Source organism: Paenibacillus sp. sgz302191 (assembly GCF_057749925.1).
Genome location: NZ_JBYLHY010000014.1, coordinates 138312 through 162031 on the forward strand (window position 1 = coordinate 138312; position 23720 = coordinate 162031).

Sequence of the window (23720 nt, forward strand, 5' to 3'; positions counted from 1 at the left end):
AAACTTGGAGACGCTGAACTTTCAATATGATGCTGCGCGGAAGCTTGCCGCGCGGGCCCACGTGGGAGCCGTCGGATCAGGAGATTTGGAAATATTGGTAGAGCCTTCCGCCGGCTTGCATGCGCACGTACGGATCCGTACGTCGGTGCAAGGGTTTGAAGAAACGTGGAGAGCCGTGCTCGATAAATTTTTTTATATGCATCCGATTGCGGCGTCCATACAGATTAACGATTACGGCGCAACGCCCGGCGTGGTCTCGCTGCGGCTGGCCCAAGCAATCGAGGTGTTGGAACGATGAATGTGCGCACGCAAAAAGAGACAAGCTTTATCGAGCTGAATGCCCGCGAACGCGCTCAAGCGCTGCTTGACGAAGGGACGTTCAGGGAACTGCTCGACCCGTTCGAACGTTTCGAATCGCCCCATCTCGCGGCGCAGGGCATCGTTCCGCAAAGCGATGACGGGGTTGTCGTCGCCCGCGGAAGTTTTGGCGGCAAGCCTGCCGTCGTCATTTCCATGGACGGCGCGTTTCAGGGCGGCGGCGTTGGTGAAGTGGCCGGAGCCAAAATGGCCGGAGCGCTGGAGCTCGCGCTGCGGGATTGCCGGGACGGCAAGCCTGTGCTGCCCGTGCTGCTGCTGAATACCGGGGGCGTGCGCCTGCAGGAAGGCAACTACGGGCTGCTGGCGATCGCCGAGATCGGTGCCGCCATTGTCGCGCTGCGCGGGTTCGTGCCGGTCGTCGGCGTCATTCCCGGTTTGATCGGCTGCTTCGGCGGGATGTCGATCTGCGCTGCGCTGTGCAGCCGGCTCGTGATGACGAAGCAGGGCCGGCTCGGGCTGAACGGGCCTGAAGTGATCGAGCAGGAAGCGGGGATCGCCGAGCTGGATGCAAGCGACCGCCGCCTGATCTGGCGAACGACGGGCGGCGAGCAGCGGCAAGGGACGGCGCTTGCCGATATGCTCGCCGACGATACGGCGGAAGCGGTCCGCAGGGCCGTCGGGGAATCGTTCGGCCGCGGCATTCCGCCCGTACACCGAAGCGCGGATGTGGAGCGCTTTCTGGGCAAGCTTGCCGCAATCGATCCCGCCGTAAAAATCGGCGGAGAAACGCTGCGCACGCTGTGGGGAACGGAAAGTACGGCAGCTTCCGGCGGCTCCGTCGCGTGGTTGGAGCAAAGATGGAGCGAAACCGCGGGCAGTTCGGACAGCCGCGGACGAACGTGGTTCGAGCGGTTGTCCGGCGCTTCGCGAAGCCCGCTCCCCGGCGCTCCGGCGGTGCTTTGCGCGGATGCGGCGCTCGGCAAGGAACGCGTCCGCTACATAGCGGTCGCGCCGAATCCGAACAGCCGGTTTCCGCGGGCCCGCAAAGGCGAAGTCGGCATCGACGAAGGCTGGACGCTAGCGCGGCATATTCGCGACGCCATCGAGCAGGACGCCGGCGGGCATAAGCGCGCCATCGTCGCCATCGTCGATGTGCCGAGCCAAGCCTACGGCTACATGGAGGAGCTGCTCGGCATCCATCTGGCCTGCGCGGCGGCCGTCGACGCCTATGCATCGGCACGGCTAGCCGGGCATCCGGTGATTGCGCTGCTCGTCGGCAATGCCATTTCCGGCGCTTTTCTGGCGCATGGCCTGCAGGCGAGCCGGATTCTCGCTCTGGACGACCCGGGCGTCGTCGTGCAGGTCATGTCCAAAACATCGGCGGCGCGCGTCACCCGCAGAACGGTCGCGGAGTTGGAGGAAGCCGCCCGAAAAGTGCCGGCGACCGCCTACGACATCAAGTCGTTCGCTTCGCTCGGTGCCGTGGACGAACTGATCGGCGGCATTCGCGCAGACGCTCCGGAAGCGGACGATGTGGAGCGCGTCCGCGGCCTGCTGGCGGACGCTATCGCGATCGTCCGCACCGGGGACGGCGGTCTGGGCGGCCGCCTTGCTTCCGACGCAGCCCGCACCGGCCGGGCCGCTTCGATCCGCGTGCGCGAACGCATGGCTGCGCTGTGGAACTGACGCCGCATGACATTGTGCGCATCCGTCCCGGCGCACTCGCCCGCGGCGCAGCGGAACCGGAGCTTGCCTGGGTCGAAGCATCGCTGGCAAGAGCGCCCTTTGTCGTCGTCCGCCGGGCCGCCTGGCTGCAGGGGGCGGCTCCGGTCGGCGTGCGGGGGCGCAGGCGGAACGAGCGTTATGCCGCCTTTTTGCCCCTTGGCGACGCCATCGAAAGGATAACGCCGCAGCAGCTTGCGGCAAGCAAAGCATGGCGGAGCGCTCCCCGCTCCGGGCTCGTGCCGGCCATCGCCGCGCTGGAGGAGGCGGACGTTTTTTTCACGGGGCTGGGCGCCGCATGGGGACCGGCGGGCAGCGTCGGCTTCGAGCTGGCGAGCGGCACGGAAACCGCCGGACCAGGAAGCGACCTGGACGTGACGATTCGGGCGGACGCCCCGTTATCGGTCGAGGAAGCACGCGGCTTGCTCCGGCTGCAGGATGTGCTGCCGGTTCGCCTCGACGTGCAGATCGAGACCTCTTGCGGCGCTGTGTCGCTGATCGAGTACGCCCGCGGAGAGCGCCAGGTGCTGCTGCGGACTTCCGAGGGGCCGCGGTTAACGGCCGATCCCTGGTCGCCGCAAGCGGATAGGAGGATACGATGAGCATCGTTTTTTTGTTTCCCGGACAAGGCTCGCAGCACGCGGACATGCTGCATTGTTTGCCGGATCATCCGGCTGTCAAGGCTGTATTGGAAGAAGCAAGCGAGGTGCTGGGGCTGGACGTGCTGTCCGTAGACGATGACCGGCATCTTCGCTCCACGGTTTGGGTGCAAATCTGTTTGCTCGCGGCCGGGGTCGGAGCCGCCGCCGCGCTGCAAGCGGAAGGCATCGTGCCGGACATGGTCGCCGGGCATTCGGTCGGGGCCTTCGCAGCCGCCGTCGCCTCCGGAGCGCTGGCTTTTGACGATGCGCTGACTCTCGTCAAACTGCGGGGGGAATGCATGGAGAGCGCATATCCCGGGGGCTACGGGATGGGCGTTATTACCGGCCTGACGGAGCGCAGGCTGCTCGCTTTGATCGGGCAAGTTTCTACGCCCGAAGCGCCGGTCCATATCGCGAATTTGAATGCCCCTTCCCAAATCGCCGTCTCCGGCAAATTCGCAGGCATTCAAGCCCTTTTCCAAGCGGCCGGATCGGCCGGCGCGCGCAAAGGCGTCATGCTGCCGGTAAGCGTCCCTTCGCACTGCGGGCTGCTTGACTCCACCGCCGCCCGGTTGGCCGAAGCGCTGGACCGGATCAGCCTGCGCCGCCCTAGCGTGCCGTATGCCGGAGCCCGCCGCGCGCGGTTGTTGACGGATGCCGCCGCAATCCGGGACGATTTGGCTTTCGGCGTCGCCCATCCGGTGCGCTGGCATGACACCGTCTCCCTGATGTTCGAACTGGGAGCCCGGCTGTTTGTGGAAATGCCTCCCGGCCATGTGCTCTCCGACCTTGCCAATCAGGCCTTCCCCGAAGCGCGAAGCGTCGCCTTGGGCGAATCCGGACTTGAGACGGTCAAGCTTTTGGCCGGCAGGATTTTATAGGGAACCGCGAGCTTCGATTGGAAAATTTTTACTGTACACTTCGTATCGGCTCTTTATTCAACGATTTCGTTTTAACCGCATGCGTCGCGGCATGAACCAGGTTGGAGGCGATCAATCCGACCAGGAGAAATGAAATGCCGCCGTATGTCAGATTCCATGCGATGCTGACGATCGCCGCGAACACGCCGAACCAGATTTGTCCCGCATATTTGCCGGGAGAGGTAGGCGGATCTGTAACCATCAAAAAGCTTAAAAACAAAACGGCGTTAATGAATGGAGACTGGTACAGTTCCGCGACTTCGCCGATATGAAATATGCCGAGCGCCAGCAAAATCGTAAAGTATGCGCCTAAAAAAGAAAACGCCTGCGGAAATTTGTTCGCCCTCCCGGCAACCGCAAATCCGATTGCAAGCATGATGCCCACAGCCCAGACGGGCAGATCCGTCAAACTTCCCCACCAATCCTCGCCGCTTGAAAATACGAAGACGGACAACAGCAATCCGAATGCCGCCGGGTTAAAAACAGGCTTGCGCTTCACCCGCAATATATGCTTGGATACGATCGCGAACAGCGAAGTTGCCAAAGCGATATACCAAGGCTCCTTTACGCTCAGGACCAGAGCTACGATCAGCCCGGTGACGATAGCTCCGTCCGGAAACAGGCGTTTCCTTTTTTGCAGCAAGCCGACCCACACGTCGACAAGCGCGGCGGCAAAAATTGCGACGCCTGCATGGAGCAGCCCTTGGTACTCTCGCGTATAAGCTATCTCCAGGCCAAGCAGGAGGCACAGCATGAGCATGACAAATCCTTTGGGCGTGTTCCATATGCGTACTGCTTTTTTGCCGGTATCCCGGGCAGATTCGGTCTTCTTCATAACCGTTCATCCTCCACTCTCTATACTTGCGCTTGCTTCAGCGCTACTTGTACGGCTTCGATAAAATCTTCCGAACTCCGGGTGGCCCCGCTGACCGTATCGACAGCGGCGCTTTGCAGTTCAACGACTTGACTGGGCAGCGAATCGATATAGCGCTGAGGATAACGGGTTTTGGATTCCGTGATGACGACGGATGAGATTTTACCTTTAACAATCGAAAGGCTCACCGCAACTGTGCCAAAACGGTTCGTACCCGAACCGGTATAAGTTCCGTCCTTATATTTGGATGCCGCTTTGGCCGGAGCTGTCGGTTTGGGCGGTTCGGCGGACGCTCTCGGTACCGGCTTTGTGGTTGGAGTCGAAATCGGGGTCGAAGTCGGGGCCGGAACCGAACTCACAGTCGAAGTCGAGGCCGGAGCCGAAGCCGAAGTCGGGACCGGAACGGTAGAGGGCTGCATCGTTTTGGAAGGCTCCGTCGTTAAGCCTGGAGTCTCTTCGGCGGTCAGCCCCTGCGCAAACGCAGATGCTGAGTAAGAGTCAGACGTTGACGGCAGGACCGTTTGCGCCGGCGGCTGGTTGATCATGTAACCGGCGGAGTAGACGATGCCGATTGCGGTCGAACAAAGAGCGACCAGTTTTTTTCCCATTCGTGCCATATCAACAACACTTCCTTTGCTTTCTTGTCTACCGCATACTTTACGGCACGAAAGTGAAAACAAAGTGAAAAAAGCTAAGATCCAAACACGAATTCGAAGCGGCTCCCTTTTCCAGCTTCACTCTCGACATGGACTGACGCCCGGTGCTGCCGCAATATTTCCGCTGCAATGGACAACCCTAATCCCGCTCCGCCAAATTCCCGGGACCGCGCTTTATCCACCCGGTAAAACCGTTCAAAAATGTGCGGCAGCTCCTCCCTGGACATCCCGATCCCCGTATCCGTGACCTGCAGAACCGCTCCGGCATGTTTGCCTCTATGACACGCGACTGTAACCTCTCCCCCTGCGGAGGTGTATTTAATGGCATTGTCCAGCACGATCAAAACCAATTGCCGCAATTGGTCCTCGTTTCCTTCGATTTGAACGGCCGCTTCTTCCTTATGGGAGAGGTCCATATGCAAATAAATCTCTTTTTTTCGCGCCAATGTCTGTATCGCTTGAACCGCCTGGGCCGCTATTCGGGCCAAATCGACCGGCTCCTGCCTGTAGACCGACACTTTCGCATCGCTGCGGGCCAAAGTCAGCAAAGATTCCACCAGCCGAATCATGCGCTTCACTTCATCCTTCAAGCCTGTCAGAACGCGCTGTTCAAAATCGGGGAGAGCTTCTTTGCACTCTTCCAGCAGCTCTACCGAAGAATGGATGACGCTAAGCGGCGTTCTCAGTTCATGCGAGGCGTTAGTCGTAAACTCGACTTGCCGAAAAAACGAATTTTTTATCGGCACTATCGCTTTTCCGGCAAAAAAATAACCTACAACGCTGGCAACCGTCAGCAGCACTATCGAAAAAACGGACAATAACAGCTTCATTTGCCCGATCAATAGGAGATCGTCGGAAATGTTCACGGCTACCCAATAAGTTCCGCCGGAAAGGCTCAACGTGTTCGTGCTTGCTAAAAAAGTTTCTTTAGCCCCTCCGTCGTCGAGCTGAAAAACGTCTCCTTGCACCCCCAAGTACTGCCGGTTCTGGGCCCATTGCAGCAGTTGAGCTCCCATGGCCGTAAAAGCGGTGGGCGAAGCCGACGTCTTTCCATCGGGAGCTACCAATACGGCAAGCTCATCCGATTGCAGGAACGCCCATTCCATGTTTTTCGTTTCGTGCCCGTCCGCCTTGTCGCCGCGTGTTTTTCGCTGCTCTTCCACCCGGTGCTCCCATTGACGGTTCATTTTATCGTGCACGTTGGCCAAGTGAATCCGCTCGTTCTTTTGCAGCGTCTGCTGCAGGATGAGGTAATAAATAACGGTAACGACGATCAAGATTACGGCCAAAATGCCGCCGAACAGCAAAGTCAATCGCTTTCTCGTTCGCTCGAACACGGGTCCCCTTCTCCCCCTTTCGCCAGCAGGCGGTACCCGAGTCCCCGCACATTGTGAATGAGCTTGTCCGGGAACGGATCGTCCAATTTTTTGCGCAGCAGCTTGATTGTCGCATCGACAGCGTTCAAAGTGATGTCCGCATCCATTCCCCATACCCGGTCGAGCAGCTGCTCCCTGCTTAATATTTGTCCGTGATGGTTCGCCATGAACGAGAGCAATTGAAATTCGCGCCGCGAAAGCATGACGGGAACACCGTTTCTATACACTTCATGGGTTGTCAAATGGACGGCAAGCGTATCGCCGAAAGCTTTGACTTCCCCTTCCCAGGCCGTTTCCTTCCTCCGGTACAACGCGTTCAGGCGCGCGATCAATTCCTCGAAATCAAATGGCTTGACCAAATAATCGTCCGCTCCCGCATTCAGTCCCTGCACCCGGTCTGTAACGGCATCGCGCGCGGTCAGCATCAGAATCGGCGTCTGATTTTTTTTCATGCGTATTTCCTTGCACAGCTCCACGCCTGATTTCCCAGGAATCATCCAGTCCAAAATGTAAATATCAAACGGATATCTTTCCATAAAATCCGCCGCAGCATCCGCATCCTGGGCCCATTCCACCCGGAACAGCTGTTTTTTCAGCTTATATTGAATCAACTCGCCAAGCTTCCTGTCATCTTCAACGAGCAAAATATTCATGTCTATCCCCCCATTTGCAACGTTAAGCGGAAAACCTGCAAAAGTGCAGGATACGGAGAAACCCAGACGCCCGAGCCAGTCGCATAACCTGCCTGGTGTCGCGAAGAAAACCTGCAAAAATACATGAATTTGCGTTCTTAATCGCTGCCCGCGAAGAATTCCTGCAATTGTACAGGCTTTTCGCCGCGAACATGAGCTCAGACCCGCTGTAATCGAAAATTCCTGCACTTTCGCAGGCTTTTCGCCAAAACGGACCCTTTTCGCAAAAAATTCCTGCACTTTCGCAGGCTTTTCCTGCAAAGCCGCCTCGCCCCCCCCACTTCAGTTTCGTAACCCATACAGGAGAGACATGTGTTGCGGAAGGATGCGCTGTCTCCCGGCGCGGCGAGCCTGTTCCGGTAATTTCAGTTTGATTTCATTATTTTAACGTAAGATAAAAAAATCAAACCATTTCAAGGGGGACATCGCCATGGCGGATAGAAAAACAGTGGCCAGAAAGGCTCTTTCGATGGGAACGACGGTGCACATCGAAGTGATTACATCGCAGCCCGAGGAAGAGGCACTGCGCAAAATCGAACGCGTCCTGCAATCGTTTCATCTCGTCGAGAGCGTGTGCAGCCGGTTTTCGGACGATAGCGAAGTCCGGCAGCTGTTCAAGCAGCCCGGCAGTCCGGTCCGGGTCAGCGATATGTTGTTTGAGCTGGTCCGGTTTGCACTGACGGTCGCTTCCTTGACGAACGGAAGCTTCGATCCGGCGGTCGGCAGCCGTATGACTGCGCTCGGCTTCAAGCATCACTACCTGACCGGACAGCCCGTAACGGATGAGTTAGAAGAACATGCGTCCGTTTCCTTTCGGGATGTGCAGCTCGACGAAAAAAATCGTACTCTTTTATTGAAAAAACCGCTCCTTCTGGATTTGGGAGCACTGGCAAAAGGGTTCGCCATCGATCTGGCCGTCAAGGAGCTTCAGCCGTTCGAAGGCTTTCTCGTCGAGGCCGGCGGAGATTTGTACGTCGGGGGATTGAATGCCAGGGACGAGCCTTGGCAAGTAGGCATCCGGCACCCGCTTCGGCATGACGAGAATATCGGATTGCTGCGGCTTTTCGATACGGCCGTTTGTACATCCGGGGGCTATGAAAGAAAAAATCCGCAACTGCCCGGCGAACATCACCTGATTGTTCCGCAAACCGGACGAAGCCGGACAGACGTACTGAGCTGTACGGTCATTGCACCTTACGCCATGCTCGCCGACGCTTTTTCTACAGCCGCCTTTATTTTGGGGCCTGATCCCGGTCTCGGGCTGCTGCAATCGGGCGGCCTGGAAGGGCTGTTCATACTCCCCTCCATGGCGCTCAAGATGACCCCCGGGTTCGTCATGGGATAAAAACGGCCTGCTTGCCGGGCAAGCCGGCTTTGGACGTGTAGGGCAAGCGCGGCGGTCGGCTACAGAAAAGCATGGATCAAAAACAACACGGCGAACGCCAGACCCAGCCGCAAATGCCATTTCCGGTCCAATCTCTTGTATCTGAACAGCCCGGACACCGGCACCGGCAGCAGAACCAACAGCGCAAGCAAGCCGCTGATGTTGTTGAAATCAAAGGCAAAACCGTGCATAAACACGGCGACTGCATGAAGAACGATGAAGCCGATAGCTATAATTGCAGCAGGGACATGCCATGTACGGACGAACCGCAAAAGCGCGGCAAGCCCTTTTTTCACGCTGCGAAAGCTGTCAAAAACGCGCTGTTTGACGATCAGGAGGAGAACGTAGTTCGCCAGCACGACAAATAACGCCAGCCTCGCATCGGAACCGTAATTTTTAAACGTATGTTCGAATCGTTTGCTTTGCACGACCGCCGGGGACAGATGCAGCAAGTTCCACATTTCCCAACATACTAATACGACGGACACAACGAGCGCCGCATATACCCATTTCCGCTCATGAGCAGGTATCCAATTCGAAGCGGATGCCGATTTTCTTCCAATTTGCTCCAAAAATTTCCCTCCTATTATGTTTGTCTATCAGCTCAACTATACTTTAGTTTTCTGAAAAATAAATGAAAAAATTCCCTCGCCCATTCTTGCTCCCCGCCTGAAACAAACCGGCCGAACGCCATACGATATAACAACACTGTTTCAGACAGGAGTCAAGGGGCGGCCGCAGACAGCGGGCGGTTCCGGCGGAGGGATCATATGGTACGGTATGACAACAACAAATGGGGCAAAACCCGGCTATTGAACCGCAGCAAGGAGTTGGCTCGCTTTGTCCCCGAGACGAGAAAAGCGTCTAAAGAAGCGCTGGATTCGATGCTGAAAACATACGGGATGGTGTATGTCAAACCTAGTCTCGGCACCGGAGGATTCGGAATTATGAAGGCTGAAATGGTGAAAAACGGGAAATTGACCAACTACGTCTACACGCACAATACGCGGACCTACCGGTTCGGCAAGTTCGACGCTTTCGTCAAATCGATGCAAGGAAAATTCGGCAGGCGCACTTATTTGGTGCAAAAAGGCATCCGCATGCTCCGCTACAACAATCGCCCGTTCGATATCCGCATCATGGTGCAAAAAAATGAGCAGAACAAATGGGAGCACACCGGGACGATCGGGCGTGTCGCCCATCCGCGGCGAATTGTGACCAATTATCATAACGGCGGCACTCCTTTGCCGCTTCCTGTTTTGCTCAAGCCCCACTTGAATGCGAACGAAAGCAAAACGCTCCAAAAAGAGCTTTCCGATCTGGGGCTGAAGGTTGCTGCACATATGCAAACCGCCTTTCCCCGATTGAAGGAAATCGGCGTGGACGTGGGGCTCGACCGCAACTGTTTTCCGTGGATTTTCGAAGTGAATTCGAGACCCGATCCGTTCATATTCCTCAAGCTCCGCAATTCCAAAGTGTTCCGCAGAGTGATGCGGCTCACCCGGCTTCACGGCAGATTTTTGCCAAAAAAAACACGCACCCCCCGATCGGCGCACAAGTCGTCCGGCAGGCGTGCGAAGCGAATTCCCACCAAAAAGGGCGCCTCCGGAGCGCCCTGATATTTTGTCGGAAAATATTAATAATTGTCAATTTCCATCGCAATTTAAGATTGCTATAATAGAAGCATGGCCAGGATATAAATCGCTGCGTGAATGAATATTTTTCATAATAGGCAGTTCCCCTCATCCTCCCCAAAAAAGTAAACTGAAAGAAGTGCGAAACCGTGAAACACTACAACAAACTGGCGATTTTGTTATTGGCTGCTACAATTTCCGGGTGCGGCGGCACCCCGCAAACTGCAAAAGTTGATACGGCTGCAGCTGCGACTGCTCCCCCCGACCACGAGAAGGCATCCGTCCCGCAATCTATCGCGGAGCCCGTTTCCAAGGAAACGGTGGATGACCGTGTCATTAACCATGTTCCTTTGGATGCGCGCAAGCAAATTGCTCTTACATTCGACGATGGCCCGGACCACAAATATACGCCTAAAATTCTCGATATTCTGAAAAAGAATCAAATCAAGGCTACGTTTTTCCTGGTCGGCGAGCATGCAGAAAGGTACCCTGATACGGTCAAACGCATCGCGGAAGAAGGTCACATCATCGGCAACCATACTTGGGATCATCAGGATCTGGCCAAGCTGCCATCAGAAAGCATACATAATGAAATTGAAAAAACGGACGAGATGATTAAACAAATAACCGGGCAGTCCCCTTCCCTTTTTCGCGCGCCTTACGGAGCGGTCAATGAACAGGTGAAATCGGATGCCGCGTCGAGCGGCCATCGGCTGATCGGATGGTCCGTAGATACCATGGACTGGGACGGCAAAAGCGTTCAGCAAATCATGGCCGCAGTCAAAAAACAAGCGTCTCCCGGAGCCATCATTTTGCAGCACAGCTCCGGCGGCAAAAAAGGAAACCTCAACAACACGGTCGAAGCTTTGCCGCAAATCATCGCGTATTTGAAAAGCAACGGCTACTCCTTCGTCACGGTGCCCGAGCTGCTAACTTCACTGAAAGCCAACTAGGAGTCCGGCCGATGGACTCCTGCGCCGCTGCGACGGGCCCGCGCGCAGAAAACCTGCGAAAGTCAGCTTGTTGAAAAAATGACGGGTTAGAGGAGCCAGAGGGGCATACCCACTCTTCCCCAACACTCGCCTCTCCTGCTCGGTTTGCGGAGCTGAAGTAGGGGGCAAGGCGGCTTAGCATGGAGAAAACCTGCGAAAGTGCAGGTTTTTTTCGTAAAAATGGTTCATTTTGGCGAAAAGCCTGCAATTGTGCAGGAATTTTCGATAAAAATGAACCAGAGCCCGTGTTCGCGGCAAAAAGCCTGCACATTTGCAGGAATATGCCTCAGCCAGCGCATCGACCGAGTAAAAACTGTACTTTTGCAGGTTTTCTGCGCGCCATTTCGTGCGGCCATACCCATCATCCTCCTCTCCGGCGGGCTTCTGCCGCCCGGTCGAAACGCGAGCGGCGCGGGTCGGCCATCCATGACTCCCAAGTCAGCCCGTACTGCAGTAAAATTTCATGTATCCGGTTGCGAAAAGGCAGTCCGGCCGTAAGCTGCCGCTCCATCGGATCGGCTTTTTCCGCGAGCGTGGCCTGCACCCAATCGGCCAACTGCCGCTCCAGACGGTCCGCTACTTCCGGCAGCCGGCGCTCGGCGTTATCGGTTTCATTCGGGTCAGCACGGAGATCGTACAGTTCCCTCCGCGGACGCGTGAACGGCCCCGAATCCACCGTGCAAATCAGCTTGTAGTCGCGGGTTACGGCTCCGCGGGCGGCCTGCCAGGCGCACTCGCTCAAGTAGACGGTGTCGTGCGTGCCGTCCTGCTCCCCGCGGATGCTCGGCCACAAGCTTTTGCCGTCCGGCGTGCCGGGACATGCCACGCCCGCGGCTTCCAGCACCGTCGGAAACAGATCGGTCTGCTGCACGAGCCCGCTCACCCGCCTGCCCTGCGGGATCACCCCCGGCCACCTCATGATCACGGGAACATGAACGGTCGTCTCGTACAGCCCGCAATGATCCCAATAAATGTCATGTTCAGTCAAGCTTTCCCCATGGTCGCCGAACAGAACAAGCAAAGTCCGCTCGCGGAGTCCTTCAGCAGCGAGTGCTTCATCCAGCTCTTTCAGGCGGTCGTCCAAGTACCGCACTTCCGCGTCATACAGGGCGTTGAGATAAGCGGCGTCCGTCACCGGCCCCAGCATATCGTAGTGGTGGTGCTTGAAAAACGGATAGGCCGCATGATTATACGCCGCTTCCATGCTGCGGTTCGCAGGGTCGAACGGATCGCGTCCGGCCTCGTAAAACCGGGACACATATTCGGCCGGAGGCACATAAGGGGTATGCGTATCCCAGTAATGGAGAAACAGAAAAAAGTTCTCCTCCTTATGCTCGCGAATCCAGGGCAGCGCGAGCGCATTGACCGTTTTTCCGTCGATATGCCGCTTCGCTCCGGCGGAATTGATGTAGTACCGGTAGCCGCGCGCGAACCATTCCTTAAGCTGGTACAAGTTGTCGACGGCAGCCGTCGTAAACCCCGCGTCCCGCAGCAAAGCCGGCAGCCACGACTCGCTTTTGGCCAGCCCGGTCAAGGCGGAGCCGTGCGATACGATGCCGGTGCGGAGCCCGACTTTTCCCGTGAAAATCCCCGTATGGGCCGCTTCGGTCGGAATATCCGCCGCATACGCCCGTTCGAACAAAACGCCCTGCGAGGCGATGGCGTCGAGGTAAGGCGAAGTCGGCTTTTCATACCCGTAGCAGCCGAGACGGGAAGCGCGCAGCGTATCCAGCGAGACGAAGACGATGTTCATCCGGCATCCCTCCTGCCGCCAGGTCGGGATGCCACGTAATCGAGGATCAATGCCGCATTGCTTTCCAGATCCTCCAAATGCGTGCGGATCACGATATCCGGCCGCTCCGGAATTTCATACGGGTCTCCGATGCCGGTAAACCGGCTGAGCCCGGCGCCGCGCGCTTGGGCATAAAGCCCTTTTACGTCGCGCCTTTCGCACTCCTCCAGCGGGCAGTCCACAAAAATTTCCACATAACCCGGAAGCTCCTTCCGCGCAAAATCCCTCATCTCCCGGTAAGGGGTGATGGCCGATACGAGCACAGTCACCCCGTTGCGGGACAGCAGCCTGCTGATGTAGACGATGCGGCGTATATGTTCCATGCGGTCTTCCCGGCTGAAGCCGAGCCCTTTGGAAATGACCGCCCTGAGCTCGTCACCGTCCAGCAGTTCGGCTCTCGTTCCCTGTTCGCGCAGCCGGTCCAGCAAGCAGCGGGCCGTCGTCGTTTTGCCTGCTCCCGAAAGCCCTGTGAACCACAGCACCAACCCGTCCTGTTGACTCATATCCCTCCTCCTTCCTCCGTCAAATGAGGCATGCCTGCGCCCGCTATGTCCACGACCGCGCCGCCGGCAAGCTGAGAGCGGATCGCGGCTTCGATGAGCTCCTGCACGACCAGCGCGTCGGCGCCGGATGCGTCGATCCGTTCGGCGGGAACCCGCTCCTTGACCTGCCTGACGAACGTGCCGATCCGCATCCGAAACGTATCGTCGAAGCCTTGGAAGCCTCCGAGAACCGGGTTGCGGAACACCCGCAGCTCCTCCTGTCCGTGCGTGTAGCAAGTTAGCGATTCGTAGACGTTATCGAGAACGAACCGGCCGCGGTGCCCGGCCGCCTCGCACGCTTCGATCGGATGCTTGTTGGACATGTCGAAGCTGCCCGTCAGATGGCCGACGGCGCCGGATGCGAATTCAAGATTGACGGAAGCGGTAGACCACACCGAACGGCCGGGAGCTTTGGTCATGAACGCTTGCACCCTTTTGACATCTCCGGCAAAATACCGAATGACGTCGAAAGAATGCGGATGAAGCGCTCTCATCTGAACCCACGGGCTCGTTTCGTTCGGGTTGCCGATCGTCAGCTTCATATTGATGAAAAGGAGCCGGCCGAGCTCTCCGCGGTCGACCCATTCTTTCGCTTTGAGCGCCATGGGCGTGAAGCGGTGGTTCAGGTTGCAGCCGAAGCGCACGCCCTTCTCCCGGGCAAAGCGAACCATTTCGCGCGCTTCTTCCAGGCGGTTGGAGATCGGCTTTTCGACCAGGACGTCTTTGCCCGCCGCAATGGCCGCCATCACCGGCCCGTAATGATGCGAACCGTTCTCCATGCCGCCGGTGGCGACGCTGACGATGTCCAGCTCCTCCGCCTCCAGCATCGCAACCACGTCGCGGTAAGCTTTCGTCCCAAACCGGCGCGCTGCCTCGTCAGCCAGGGATTCATTCAAGTCGCAGACGGCGGCAAGCTCCACATCCGGATGCTCCTTGTAACACCGGCAGTGAATACGCCCGATGTGATTGACGCCGACGACAGCAGCTTTCAGCATCTTGAGCTACCTCCTGTCGGAATGCGGCTTTTCCGCATCGTTCGGCGCCTGCTCCTGCTCCGGTTCGGCGTGCGCAGCTTTGGCCTGCAGCCTTTTGGCCACCGTCGACGAGCCGATATGCATGGATTCGTACGCCTGCCGGGAGGAAACGAAAGGCCCGCCTTTTCCTCCATGCCAGTTGAGATTCGTGTCCATCGGGTTCATGCGGCCGATCTGCTTTTCCCTCCGCTCGATATAGGACATCATTCGCGCTTGCAGCAGAGCTGCGATTTGCGGCTCCTCGTCGGCGACATTGCGCAGCTCTTCCGGGTCGCGGATCAAATTGTAAAGCTCCACGGCGGGCTTGAAATGCAGATCCGGCTCCAAAGCCACGATCAGCTTCCACTCCGGCGTGCGCCAGCCGTGCTTGCGCATCCAGGTGCATTCGGTGATGTACGCCTCGCTTTCCGGCTCCCACGCTTCGCCCCGCACGAGCGGCAGCAGGCTGCGCCCGTCGAAGGCGATGCCGCTTTCCACGCCGAGCAGTTCCAGGACGGTCGGCATCACGTCCTTGATCTGCGTTTGGCTGCGCACTCTCAGGCCCGCCGGCAGCGTGCCCGGAAGGCGCAGCATCAGCGGAATGCGCAAATTCGTTTCGTACAAGCCGTGATGGTCGTAATAGCAATCGTGCTCGTTCAAAGTTTCCCCGTGATCGGAGGTGACGATGACCAGCGTTTCCTCTTCCAGCCCCAGCGCCGCCAAAGCCGCAAACAGCGACTGAATGGAAGCATCCATGTAAGCGACGGCGCCGTCATATTGATCGTCGATATAGGTGCTATCCGTGCAGCCTTCGGGAAACCACGAAGCGAAATAGTCTGCGAACGGCTTGAATTGGTATATTTTTTCCAGCGAACGATTGTCCGGGTCCTTCTCGTCGCCGCCATAAAACATCCGCTCAAACGGCTTCGGCGGCAAATACGGCGAATGCGGGTCCATATGCCGCAAAAACAGGAAAAACGGCTTGTCGGCGGCAGCCAGGCGCCTAAGTTCGGGGATCGCCGTTTTGTTCAAATTTTCCGCTTTCGGACATCTGCCGGTTTCGTCCATGCCCCACGCTTCGTAATCCAAATACGTCTGAAATCCCCGGGAGGAAGGATTGCCCGTAAACCCGATGCAGGTCGTCTGGTAGCCTTCCGCTCCCAGCACTTCGGCCAGCGTCGCCACATGGGAGCCCAGCGGGCCTTCGTGACGGAGCGCAACGACATCGGTGCCGAAGCAGTCCATGCCGGTCAGCATCGAAGCGTATCCCGGAGTCGTCGGAATGCTCGGTGAAATATGCTGCTCGAACAGCACGCCCCCTTCGCTGAAGCGGTCCAGGTGCGGCGTCGTCAGCCGATGGTAGCCGTACCCGCTTATATGATCTCTGCGCAAGCTGTCGATGCCGAGCAAAATAAGATTCGTTTTTTTTCGCGTCATCTCGCAAGCTCCTTTTTTCGCAAAATAGGATTGAACCCGCTGCTTTACCGTGCTCTTTACCGTACTCCCAGCGACTTCAGCACACCGTTCAAATACCCGCAGCTTTCCGCCGCTACGATGGAAACCTGTGCAAGCGAGTGGCCGCCGGCGCCAATGACTTCCAGGCAAACGGGACCGCTGTAACCGTTCTCCGCCAGCACTTTGCAGTATTCGGCCAGGCGGATATCTCCTCGCCCGCAAGCTTGCGCCTCGATCGGTCCGGGACCGGCCTGACGGCCTTTGCAGTCGCGGATATGAACGTGCCGGACGCGTCCGATCACTTGCGAGAGCGCCTCTTCCGGGTTCTCGCTCGCCCGAAAAATATGGCTCGGGTCCATATCGATGCCGAACGATCGCGCCTCGATCTGAGCCATCGCTGCAAGCGTCGTCGGCGTGTTGTAGATGGCTTGACCGACGTGCGCTTTCACGCAGAGCGTGACGCCGTGCCGGCCGGCCAGCTCCGACAGCCGCGCCAGTTTGTCGATGGAAGCCGCGAGATCGTCTTCCACGCCCGATTTGCCGCCCGGCCCGACATTGACGATCGGAATGCCTAGCTCCTGCGCCGCCTCGAAAGCAAGCGCCAGCCTGGACTCATCCAGCGCCGCCACTTCCATCGAAAGCAGCTTGAGCCCGTGCTCCTCCGCAATACGCCGGATATCGGGAGCCTGCTCCCGCCAGTGGTCCAGCTCCAGGTGCTCGCACATGTCTTTAATCGCCGACACTTCGACGCCGTCATAGCCGCACAGCCGGATATGTTTGGCCGCGGTTGCGAAATCGAACTCTTTGAACAATACCGAATTAATACCGAGTTGTATCATTGGCTTTTCTCTCCCTTCGAGAAGTCCTGGCTCAAAGTTCAACAATACGCGACGTTTCAAAAGAACGAATGGCCGCTTCAATGATATACTGCGCTTTGAGCGCATCCTCGCCGGAGCCGTGGATTTGGTCGTATGCGGTTTTCGCGTCAAGCTGCTCGATCCAGTCGCTTATGCGGCTTTTGAACGTTTCCGGAAAAGCGCGCATCCCTCCCAAATAACGGTACGATTCCGTTTCGATGCTATTTCTCGGGAAATAAGTCAAGCGCTCGCAAGCGTCTTCCAGCACAAATCGTCCTTTGGACCCGACTACTTCCGCGCACTCCAGGCCGTAGCTCGCCCCGGCGTCATAGCTGCCCACGAGATGGCCGATAGCGCCATTTTCAAATTCCATGATGATCTGGGCATTGGACCAAATGGTTCGACCCTCCCCTTTCATCATGAACGCCCCGACTCTGCGGACATCCCCGCAAAAATACCGGATGACGTCAAAAGAATGAGGATGCAGCGCCCGCAAATGGAACCACGGCGACGTCTCCACCGGATTGTTGATCCACATTTTCATATTGATCATATACAGTTTCCCGAGCCGCCCCTCCTCGATCCACCCTTTGGCCTTCAGAGCGGCGGGGGTGAAGCGGTGATTGAGGTTAACGCCGTAGGGCAGTTGGTTGTCCTTCGCCAGCGCCACCATGCGCTCTCCCTCGTCGATGCGGTTGGAAATCGGCTTTTCGCCAAGCACCGGAATCCCCGCATGCAAAAGCTCCATCGTCGGCCCGTAATGCTCGCCCCCATTTTCCTCCCCTTTGGTCGCCATACTGCAAGCGTCCAGCTCAATCCCGCTTTCCAGCATCTCCCGGACACTGTAAAAAGCTCTGCAGCCGAATTTGGCTCCCGCCGCATCAGCCTTCTCTTTGACAATGTCGCATACCGCCGCAAGCTCCGTTTTCGGGTGCTCCTTGTACACGCCGGCATGAATCGATCCGATATTGCCTACACCGACAACCCCGACTTTTAAAACCAATCCGCATCCCTCCGTGTCATATAAAATCCTGAACCTCCCCATGTGCATCCCGGTATTGCCCGGGCGAGCAGCCGACGATGCGCCGGAACAGCTGCGTGAAAAAGGCAGGGTCTTCATAGCCCACCTTATGCGCAATTTGAATCACCTTATCGTTGCCTTCAACCAAATACTGCTTTGCCCGCTCGATGCGGATTTGATGGATGCATTCCGTTACGGTTTGCCCGCTTTCCTGCTTGAAAATCCGGTTCAGCTGCCGGTTGCTGATATGGAAAAGACCGCATAAATCGGGAACCGCCAGTTTCTTGTCAAAATGCCGCTCCAAAAAGCCTGTGATCCGCCTGACCAAAAGCGTATGCTCGCCCTCGCGGGCCGGCTTCTTGCAAGCCGTCACGCTCTCTGCATAAAAGCGCGAAAGCAAAATGAGCAGTTGAAGCAGCTGCAGCTTGATGACAGTCGAGTATCCAGGCCGGTGCGGCTCCCATTCCGCCATCATCGCTTCCAGCAAACTCAACACCTGCCCCGCCTTCCCTCCGCTCAAATTCAAGCGATGATGAAAGCGCTCTCTAACATCCAGAAAAGGATGCACGTAAAAATAATCCATCGACTGCGAAACGCCCAGCTCGCGCAGCAGAGACTCGTGAATAAGCCCGGGCGTAAACAGGCAGTTGATAATTTCGATTCTTTCCCCCGGCTCCGTCCGGTAAGCGTGAACCTCCCCGGGATTAATAATAAAAACGTCTCCCGACCGGATCGGATAGCTCTCGCCCTCGAACAAGTGCCGGGCGCTGCCGCTTACCAGAAAAACAAGCTCAATAAAATCATGCGAATGATCGACCGGCATATTGTGCTCATCATGGTAGTATCTGGCGATGTTAAAAGGAATTTGGGTGTCGCAAATGTACTGCGCTGTCTTCAGTTGTTTGACCATAGCTCCCCCGATCCGGACGAACATGCCATGTCCGTAAACAACGTCAACGCTTTTATCATTACGATGGCCTCCTTGATAATCATCTTATCGAATGGCGCCGCCGCTTTCATTGCGATTCGCGCCAACTTGCATGGGGATTGCGCCAAAAAGAACCGGGATGCTTGCTTCATGAAAATTATAACTCATCGCAGCTCGTCCTATGTCAACAAGCATTAATAAAACGCCGCCAAGACTCCAACAAAATTCCAACAAAACTCCGGATTTAAAGTGTTTTGCATTGAGCTTGCACTTGCTATATGATAGAGGGCATCCGGCAAGCATAGAAAGGAGCGCGCGCAAGCATGAGCACTGGCGGACAACAGCGGTCGGCCTTACGGCCCGGACTGCTTGTAGATATCGTTTTGAAAAAAGACCAGACCACAGGACAATTGACCCGCGGTGTCGTAAAAGATATTTTGGCCAACTCGCCCTATCACCCGCACGGGGTTAAAGTTAGGCTGCAAAGCGGAGCCGTCGGCCGGGTCAAAGCCATCATCACAGCCGAATAAAGCTGCGGGACACCGACTACAAAAACCTGCCCCCGGGAGGCTCACATCGACGGACCCTGCTGCGGGGTCTTTTCTACGCCGCCGAAGCCGGCCGTTTACGTTCCCGGAGCGATGATTCCCACACGCGTGACCGCGGAAACTCACATCGACAGGCTCTGCTGTGAGGGGACGATGAAAGCGGGCCGTTTGCGCCTGCTGCGCAACGTCGGTTTTCACCGGCTCGGTGGCGCCGGCGGCTTTGTGAAGCTACTTGGCGGCGCGTAAACCTGCAAAAGTACAGGCTTTTTCCAGAGCAGCACCCCGTTCGGCGAAAAAGCCTGCGATTGTGCAGGAATTTTCGACTATACCCGGGCCTGAGCCCCACATTTAGCAGATAAAACTGCACATTTGCAGGAATACTTCGACGTCAGCGTATCAACGCGCAAAAAGCCTGCACTTTCGCAGGCTTTTTGCTTACTGCCGACGTTCCAGACGTTTGCGCCTCAACTACGATGGTTTTCACCGGCTCGATAGCACCGGCGGCTTTGTGAAGCTACTTGGCAACCAGCAAAACCTGCAAAAGTGTCTCGACGCAGCGCTACCGGGAGACCGGGACGGCAAAGTAGACCTCGGACATTTCACCGTACCGCTCACGTAAACGATGATCAACTGCACCGCACGACCGCCGGCCAGACAGAACTTATTTTGTTTTAAGGTTTTTTTCAGCTTTTTGTCATCCGCGGTGGGTATATTGGGGGAAATGAACAAATGCCGAGGAGGAGGCCAGCAATGCCATCAAGACGTTTATTTGGTAACATTCGCCCGAAACATGTGATGCTGTCAGCCATTGTACTGCTTTCCCTTGCCCTGAATACGTATCGGCTGAACCAGGAAGGATACGGAAATCTGTATTATGCGGCAGGCGTGAAAAGCATGCTGGAAAGCTGGCACAATTTCTTTTATTTGGCCTACGATCCCGGCGGTTTCGTGACCGTCGACAAGCCTCCTTTCGGATTTTGGCTGCAGGCTATTAGTGCGGCCGTGTTCGGATTTCACGGCTGGGCCCTAATGCTCCCGCAAATCGCAGCGGCCCTTTTGTCCGTCGTGCTGATCTATCGTTTGGTCGGCAAAGTGTTCGGCACCGCCAGCGGTCTGATCGCGGCGCTGATCCTGGCGGTAACGCCGATTTCCGTCGCCGCGGCGCGCAACAACACGATTGACGGCACGCTCGTGCTCGCCGTTCTGCTCGCGGCCTGGATGCTGTTCAGAGCGGCGGAAACCGGCCGCGTGGTCCGCTGGACCGTCGCTGCCGCGGCGATGATCGGCATCGGCTTCAACATCAAAATGATGGAAGCCTACCTGGTGCTGCCGGCGTTCTTTTTGTTTATGCTGCTCGCTCCGGGATTCAACTGGAAAAGCAAGCTCAAACAGTTCACGTTCGCCGCTGTCACTTTGGCAGTCGTCTCTTTATCCTGGGCGTTCGCCGTCGATCTCACCCCGCAAAATGAGCGCCCGTACGTCGGCAGCACCAAAGGCAACTCCGTCCTTGAGCTCGCCTTGGAGCACAACGCGGCGGACCGCTTTTCGCAAACGTCCCATCTGTTTGCGGGTTCCAAAGGCGGAACCGAGTCCGGGACGAGTGATGGGACAAGGGCAGGAGCCGGGGCTGCGACTATAGGTGAAACAAAGTCGGCGGCTGACGCTGGGATAACGGGTGAAACCAAGGCGCGAGCTAGTGCTGGTACGGCAGGTGATGCCGGAACTGGAAGCAGTGCTGGAACCTGGGCGGGAGCTAATGCCGGTGCAAGGGCTGATGCCTGGACTGCTTCTGCGGAAGGTCCGCGCGCGAATTTTGAAGCCGCGAGCGGGCTTCAGCGGACGGCTTCAACTGCGGCTTCCCATGACGCGGCCGATTCAGGCGCCAGGGACTACAGCCGCGGCGGCGCCGCCAAAGCGGGCCTATTCCGGCTGCTGACGCCCGATCTTGGCGGGCAAGTCGGCTGGCTGCTGCCGCTGGCCTTGCTAGGTGCGGCCGCTCTGCTGTGGAGAGCCCCGCTGCACAGGCCTTCCAGACTTAGCGCGCAGCACAGGCACGTCCTGTTCTGGCTGGCGTGGCTTGTGCCGATGGCGGTATTTTTTAGTATGGCTACTATGTTCCATCGTTATTACACCGTCATGATGGCCCCCTCTATCGCCGCGCTCTCAGGAGCAGGACTCGTACAGCTTTGGCGGTATGCGGCCAACAGCAAGCGGAGCGTCTGGCTGCTTTTTGCGGCGCTGCCCGCCACGGCTGCGCTTGCGGTCACGATAGCGCTCAGCTATAAGGGGCTCGGCCAGCCGCTCGCTTACGTCATCGGCGGGCTGACCGTCGTGTCCCTCGCCGCCCTGGCGGCATTCCTGCTGCTGCGAAAAGAACGCAGCCGCTTCATCGGCTTTATCGCGAAAGGCTCCTGCCTGCTCGCGCTTTTGATCGGTCCGGTCGTCTGGTCGGCGACACCGGCATACTATGGTGCCGGCGGCTCCGACCCGGTCGCCGGCCCGGAACTGGCTAGCCGCCATACGGCGAGCCTGCAGTCGAAGGAGGAAGAAAGTCTGACTTCCTTCCTCCAGGCGCACTACACCAGCGGCGACTACCTGGTGGCGACGCCGTCGGCGCAAACTTCATCGCCGCTCATTCTCAATACCGGCCTGCCCGTTCTCACCTTGGGCGGCTTCAGCGGCTCCGATCCGATATTGACGAAGGATCAGCTCCAGCAGCTCGCCCAGGAAGGGAAAGTCAAATACTTCCTGCTGCCCCAGAACTCCGGCTTCGGCAGAAAAATGCCATATACCGACTGGATTTTGCAGCATTGCACCGTCGTTTCACCCGGCAACCAACCCGCAGGCAAATCCAAATCAGGCGAAGTCTTGTATCAGTACAACACGCTATCCTGAATCAAAAAGACGCCTCCGCAAACGGAGGCGTCCTTTTTGTTGACCAACCGCTCCCCGTATGCTGTCCTAAAACGACCGAAAGCAGTTCCCACAAAAATCCCGGAGCCTTGTACAATCCTTCGCGATGCCCCCACACCACCTATTCAAAAAAGTTCCACCCAAACAAGCTCCGACAAGTAAATTTCGTCTTTCTAGGTCACTGTTACCGCATAATTGGGGATAAGAAGGGGAATTTGTTGGGCGTCGTAGGTTAGTTTACTGGGTATTGCAGATTATTCTGTTGGGGACCGTAGGTTAGTTTGTTAAGTGTCGTAGGCTAACTTGGTGGGCCATTGAAGATTAATTTGTTGGTTATCGCAGGCTCAGTTGTTGAGCATCGTAGGTTAGTTTGTTGGGTATGGTAGAGTATTTTGTTGGTTTCGCAGGTTAATTTGCTGGGCATCGTAGAGTATTTTGTTGGTCGTCGTAAGCTAATTGGGTGGCATGGGAGATTATTTTGTTGGGCGCCGAGGGTTATTTTGTGTTTTTTCCGCTCCAAAGGTTTGAAAGCGCAACCAATTTGGCGCGATAGCGGGAAAACCTGCAATTGTGCAGGAATTTTCTCAAGAAACGGTCCGTTTGTAGGAAAAGCCTGCGATTGTGCAGGAATTTTTGCGCAGGACAGGGCTGGGCACCAGATTTCCGCGAAAAGCCTGCACTTTTGCAGGAATTTTTCTCAGCGAGTGCATCAACGCGCAAAAAGATGTACTTTTGCAGTTTTTTTTGCGCAGGATCGCTCGCTCGAACGATGTTTGCCATCGTTCGAAGCTCCCCCGCGGCTCCAGCAACGATTTTCCCATCGTTCCAGGGGCGACGCGCGAGTCAGGCTCCGCGAAAATCGCCCGCGCGAACGTTGTTTGTCACCACTCTGGAAGGCCCCTCCTCTGGGCCTCCCTTTTCCTCATCCCCCGGGGAGATGGCTCCCGGGGAGATGGCGCCCAGGATGGCGGGGCCAGAGAGGTGGCCCAGGGAAGCGGCTCCCACGAGGCAGCGCCCAAAGAGGTGGCTCCCAGGGAAGTGGCTCCTACAGAGGCGCGGCACCCGGTGAGGTCACAAGGTGGACGTGTCCCGACGCACTTCCACCTTACTCCTACTTCAGCCCACTTGCCCGCCTTCGCCTCACACCTACTTCAGCCCACTTTGCGCCCGCCTTCCGCCTCACTCCTACTTCAGCCCGCTTTGCGCCCGCCTCCCGCCTTACTCCTGATTCTGCCCAGTCTTCGCTTCCTTCCCCGGGGCCTCGTCCGGCTGGCGGGGAGTTTCGTCCTCGCCCATTTTGCAGTCCTCGCAGACCCAATTTGTCCCGATTTCGCCGTGCCCGTTGGTTTTGCCGCATTGCTCGCAAGTAATCATCGCCTCACACACCTCCATCGTATGCTTTTCTCGTACATTAGCTGTCAACGCATGTCTGAAAGATCGTC

25 protein-coding genes are annotated in these 23720 nt (G+C 57.2%); 10 read left to right on the forward strand and 15 right to left on the reverse strand.

Annotated features, from left to right (window positions below; translation table 11 throughout):
- The first annotated feature begins 4 nt into the window (after positions 1–4).
- The 4 genes from AC3G2T_RS20990 to mdcH are packed head-to-tail and all read left to right on the forward strand — an operon-like array spanning position 5 to position 3562.
- Complete coding sequence (locus tag AC3G2T_RS20990; protein WP_474681079.1) at positions 5–298, forward strand: malonate decarboxylase subunit delta; 294 nt, start codon at positions 5–7, stop codon at positions 296–298.
- Positions 295–2004 carry a biotin-independent malonate decarboxylase subunit beta gene (locus AC3G2T_RS20995; protein ID WP_488436763.1) on the forward strand — a complete coding sequence of 570 codons (1710 nt, stop codon included), beginning with the start codon at positions 295–297 and terminating at the stop codon, positions 2002–2004. Before AC3G2T_RS20990 ends, AC3G2T_RS20995 begins: the two co-directional genes overlap by 4 nt.
- On the forward strand, positions 1995–2642 hold the full coding sequence (locus tag AC3G2T_RS21000; protein WP_488436764.1) for a malonate decarboxylase holo-ACP synthase: 648 nt from the start codon (positions 1995–1997) through the stop codon (positions 2640–2642). The genes AC3G2T_RS20995 and AC3G2T_RS21000 overlap by 10 nt, the downstream gene beginning before the upstream one ends.
- Positions 2639–3562, forward strand: a complete 924-nt coding sequence (mdcH, locus tag AC3G2T_RS21005) for a malonate decarboxylase subunit epsilon (protein ID WP_488436765.1) — start codon at positions 2639–2641, stop codon at positions 3560–3562. Before AC3G2T_RS21000 ends, mdcH begins: the two co-directional genes overlap by 4 nt.
- Positions 3563–3590: 28 nt before the next feature.
- Here mdcH and AC3G2T_RS21010 read toward each other — a convergent pair whose 3' ends face one another.
- The 4 genes from AC3G2T_RS21010 to AC3G2T_RS21025 form a co-directional block, all read right to left on the reverse strand.
- On the reverse strand, positions 3591–4436 hold the full coding sequence (locus tag AC3G2T_RS21010; RefSeq protein WP_488436766.1) for an RnfABCDGE type electron transport complex subunit D: 846 nt from the start codon (positions 4434–4436) through the stop codon (positions 3591–3593).
- A gap of 20 nt (positions 4437–4456) precedes the next feature.
- The gene (locus AC3G2T_RS21015; RefSeq protein ID WP_488436767.1) at positions 4457–5092 is read right to left on the reverse strand and encodes an FMN-binding protein; all 636 of its coding nucleotides are present in this window, start codon (positions 5090–5092) and stop codon (positions 4457–4459) included.
- Between the two features lie 74 nt (positions 5093–5166).
- The gene (locus AC3G2T_RS21020) at positions 5167–6468 is read right to left on the reverse strand and encodes a sensor histidine kinase (protein ID WP_488436768.1); all 1302 of its coding nucleotides are present in this window, start codon (positions 6466–6468) and stop codon (positions 5167–5169) included.
- On the reverse strand, positions 6441–7160 hold the full coding sequence (locus AC3G2T_RS21025; RefSeq protein ID WP_488436769.1) for a response regulator transcription factor: 720 nt from the start codon (positions 7158–7160) through the stop codon (positions 6441–6443). The genes AC3G2T_RS21020 and AC3G2T_RS21025 overlap by 28 nt, the downstream gene beginning before the upstream one ends.
- A gap of 469 nt (positions 7161–7629) precedes the next feature.
- Between AC3G2T_RS21025 and AC3G2T_RS21030 the strand changes: the two genes are divergently transcribed.
- Entirely contained in the window at positions 7630–8544 is a 915-nt protein-coding gene (locus AC3G2T_RS21030) for an FAD:protein FMN transferase (protein ID WP_488436770.1), read from the forward strand.
- A gap of 59 nt (positions 8545–8603) precedes the next feature.
- Here the strand turns inward: AC3G2T_RS21030 and AC3G2T_RS21035 are convergent, their stop codons facing one another.
- Complete coding sequence (locus AC3G2T_RS21035; RefSeq protein WP_474681087.1) at positions 8604–9155, reverse strand: hypothetical protein; 552 nt, start codon at positions 9153–9155, stop codon at positions 8604–8606.
- 198 nt (positions 9156–9353) lie between these two features.
- Here AC3G2T_RS21035 and AC3G2T_RS21040 point away from each other — a divergent pair, with 198 nt between their 5' ends.
- Both AC3G2T_RS21040 and AC3G2T_RS21045 read left to right on the forward strand, forming a co-directional pair.
- Complete coding sequence (locus tag AC3G2T_RS21040; protein ID WP_488436771.1) at positions 9354–10202, forward strand: YheC/YheD family protein; 849 nt, start codon at positions 9354–9356, stop codon at positions 10200–10202.
- A 164-nt stretch (positions 10203–10366) separates the two neighbouring features.
- Complete coding sequence (locus tag AC3G2T_RS21045) at positions 10367–11170, forward strand: polysaccharide deacetylase family protein (RefSeq protein ID WP_474681089.1); 804 nt, start codon at positions 10367–10369, stop codon at positions 11168–11170.
- Positions 11171–11394: 224 nt separating this feature from the next.
- Here the strand turns inward: AC3G2T_RS21045 and AC3G2T_RS21050 are convergent, their stop codons facing one another.
- From AC3G2T_RS21050 to AC3G2T_RS21085, 8 genes are read right to left on the reverse strand one after another with little or no spacing between them, the layout of a single operon-like run.
- Positions 11395–11565 (reverse strand): hypothetical protein, encoded by a 171-nt coding sequence (locus tag AC3G2T_RS21050; protein ID WP_474681090.1) that lies wholly within the window; start codon positions 11563–11565, stop codon positions 11395–11397.
- A 5-nt stretch (positions 11566–11570) separates the two neighbouring features.
- Positions 11571–12962 (reverse strand): sulfatase family protein, encoded by a 1392-nt coding sequence (locus AC3G2T_RS21055; protein WP_488436772.1) that lies wholly within the window; start codon positions 12960–12962, stop codon positions 11571–11573.
- A complete protein-coding gene (cysC, locus tag AC3G2T_RS21060; RefSeq protein ID WP_488436773.1) occupies positions 12959–13504 on the reverse strand; it encodes an adenylyl-sulfate kinase in 546 nt (181 codons plus the stop codon). The genes AC3G2T_RS21055 and cysC overlap by 4 nt, the downstream gene beginning before the upstream one ends.
- Entirely contained in the window at positions 13501–14538 is a 1038-nt protein-coding gene (locus AC3G2T_RS21065) for a Gfo/Idh/MocA family protein (RefSeq protein WP_488436774.1), read from the reverse strand. Before AC3G2T_RS21065 ends, cysC begins: the two co-directional genes overlap by 4 nt.
- Positions 14539–14544: 6 nt before the next feature.
- Complete coding sequence (locus AC3G2T_RS21070) at positions 14545–15993, reverse strand: sulfatase family protein (RefSeq protein WP_488436775.1); 1449 nt, start codon at positions 15991–15993, stop codon at positions 14545–14547.
- 56 nt (positions 15994–16049) lie between these two features.
- Positions 16050–16850: a sugar phosphate isomerase/epimerase family protein gene (locus AC3G2T_RS21075; protein WP_488436776.1), complete on the reverse strand. Its 801-nt coding sequence runs from the start codon at positions 16848–16850 to the stop codon at positions 16050–16052.
- Positions 16851–16881: 31 nt separating this feature from the next.
- A complete protein-coding gene (locus tag AC3G2T_RS21080) occupies positions 16882–17871 on the reverse strand; it encodes a Gfo/Idh/MocA family protein (RefSeq protein WP_488436777.1) in 990 nt (329 codons plus the stop codon).
- 16 nt (positions 17872–17887) lie between these two features.
- Positions 17888–18799, reverse strand: a complete 912-nt coding sequence (locus AC3G2T_RS21085; RefSeq protein ID WP_474681097.1) for an AraC family transcriptional regulator — start codon at positions 18797–18799, stop codon at positions 17888–17890.
- 27 nt (positions 18800–18826) lie between these two features.
- Here AC3G2T_RS21085 and AC3G2T_RS21090 point away from each other — a divergent pair, with 27 nt between their 5' ends.
- The 3 genes from AC3G2T_RS21090 to AC3G2T_RS21100 all read left to right on the forward strand — a co-directional run bounded on the left by AC3G2T_RS21090 (position 18827) and on the right by AC3G2T_RS21100 (position 22260).
- A complete protein-coding gene (locus AC3G2T_RS21090) occupies positions 18827–19015 on the forward strand; it encodes a hypothetical protein (RefSeq protein WP_488436778.1) in 189 nt (62 codons plus the stop codon).
- Between the two features lie 125 nt (positions 19016–19140).
- Complete coding sequence (locus AC3G2T_RS21095; protein ID WP_488436779.1) at positions 19141–19347, forward strand: YwbE family protein; 207 nt, start codon at positions 19141–19143, stop codon at positions 19345–19347.
- Positions 19348–20115: 768 nt separating this feature from the next.
- The gene (locus AC3G2T_RS21100; RefSeq protein WP_488436780.1) at positions 20116–22260 is read left to right on the forward strand and encodes a glycosyltransferase family 39 protein; all 2145 of its coding nucleotides are present in this window, start codon (positions 20116–20118) and stop codon (positions 22258–22260) included.
- A gap of 513 nt (positions 22261–22773) precedes the next feature.
- On the opposite strand, the gene AC3G2T_RS21105 is transcribed toward AC3G2T_RS21100, so the two are convergent.
- Together AC3G2T_RS21105 and AC3G2T_RS21110 are read right to left on the reverse strand one after the other, a co-directional pair.
- The gene (locus tag AC3G2T_RS21105; protein ID WP_474681101.1) at positions 22774–23058 is read right to left on the reverse strand and encodes a hypothetical protein; all 285 of its coding nucleotides are present in this window, start codon (positions 23056–23058) and stop codon (positions 22774–22776) included.
- A gap of 438 nt (positions 23059–23496) precedes the next feature.
- Positions 23497–23652 (reverse strand): hypothetical protein, encoded by a 156-nt coding sequence (locus tag AC3G2T_RS21110; protein WP_474681102.1) that lies wholly within the window; start codon positions 23650–23652, stop codon positions 23497–23499.
- Positions 23653–23720: the final 68 nt, after the last annotated feature.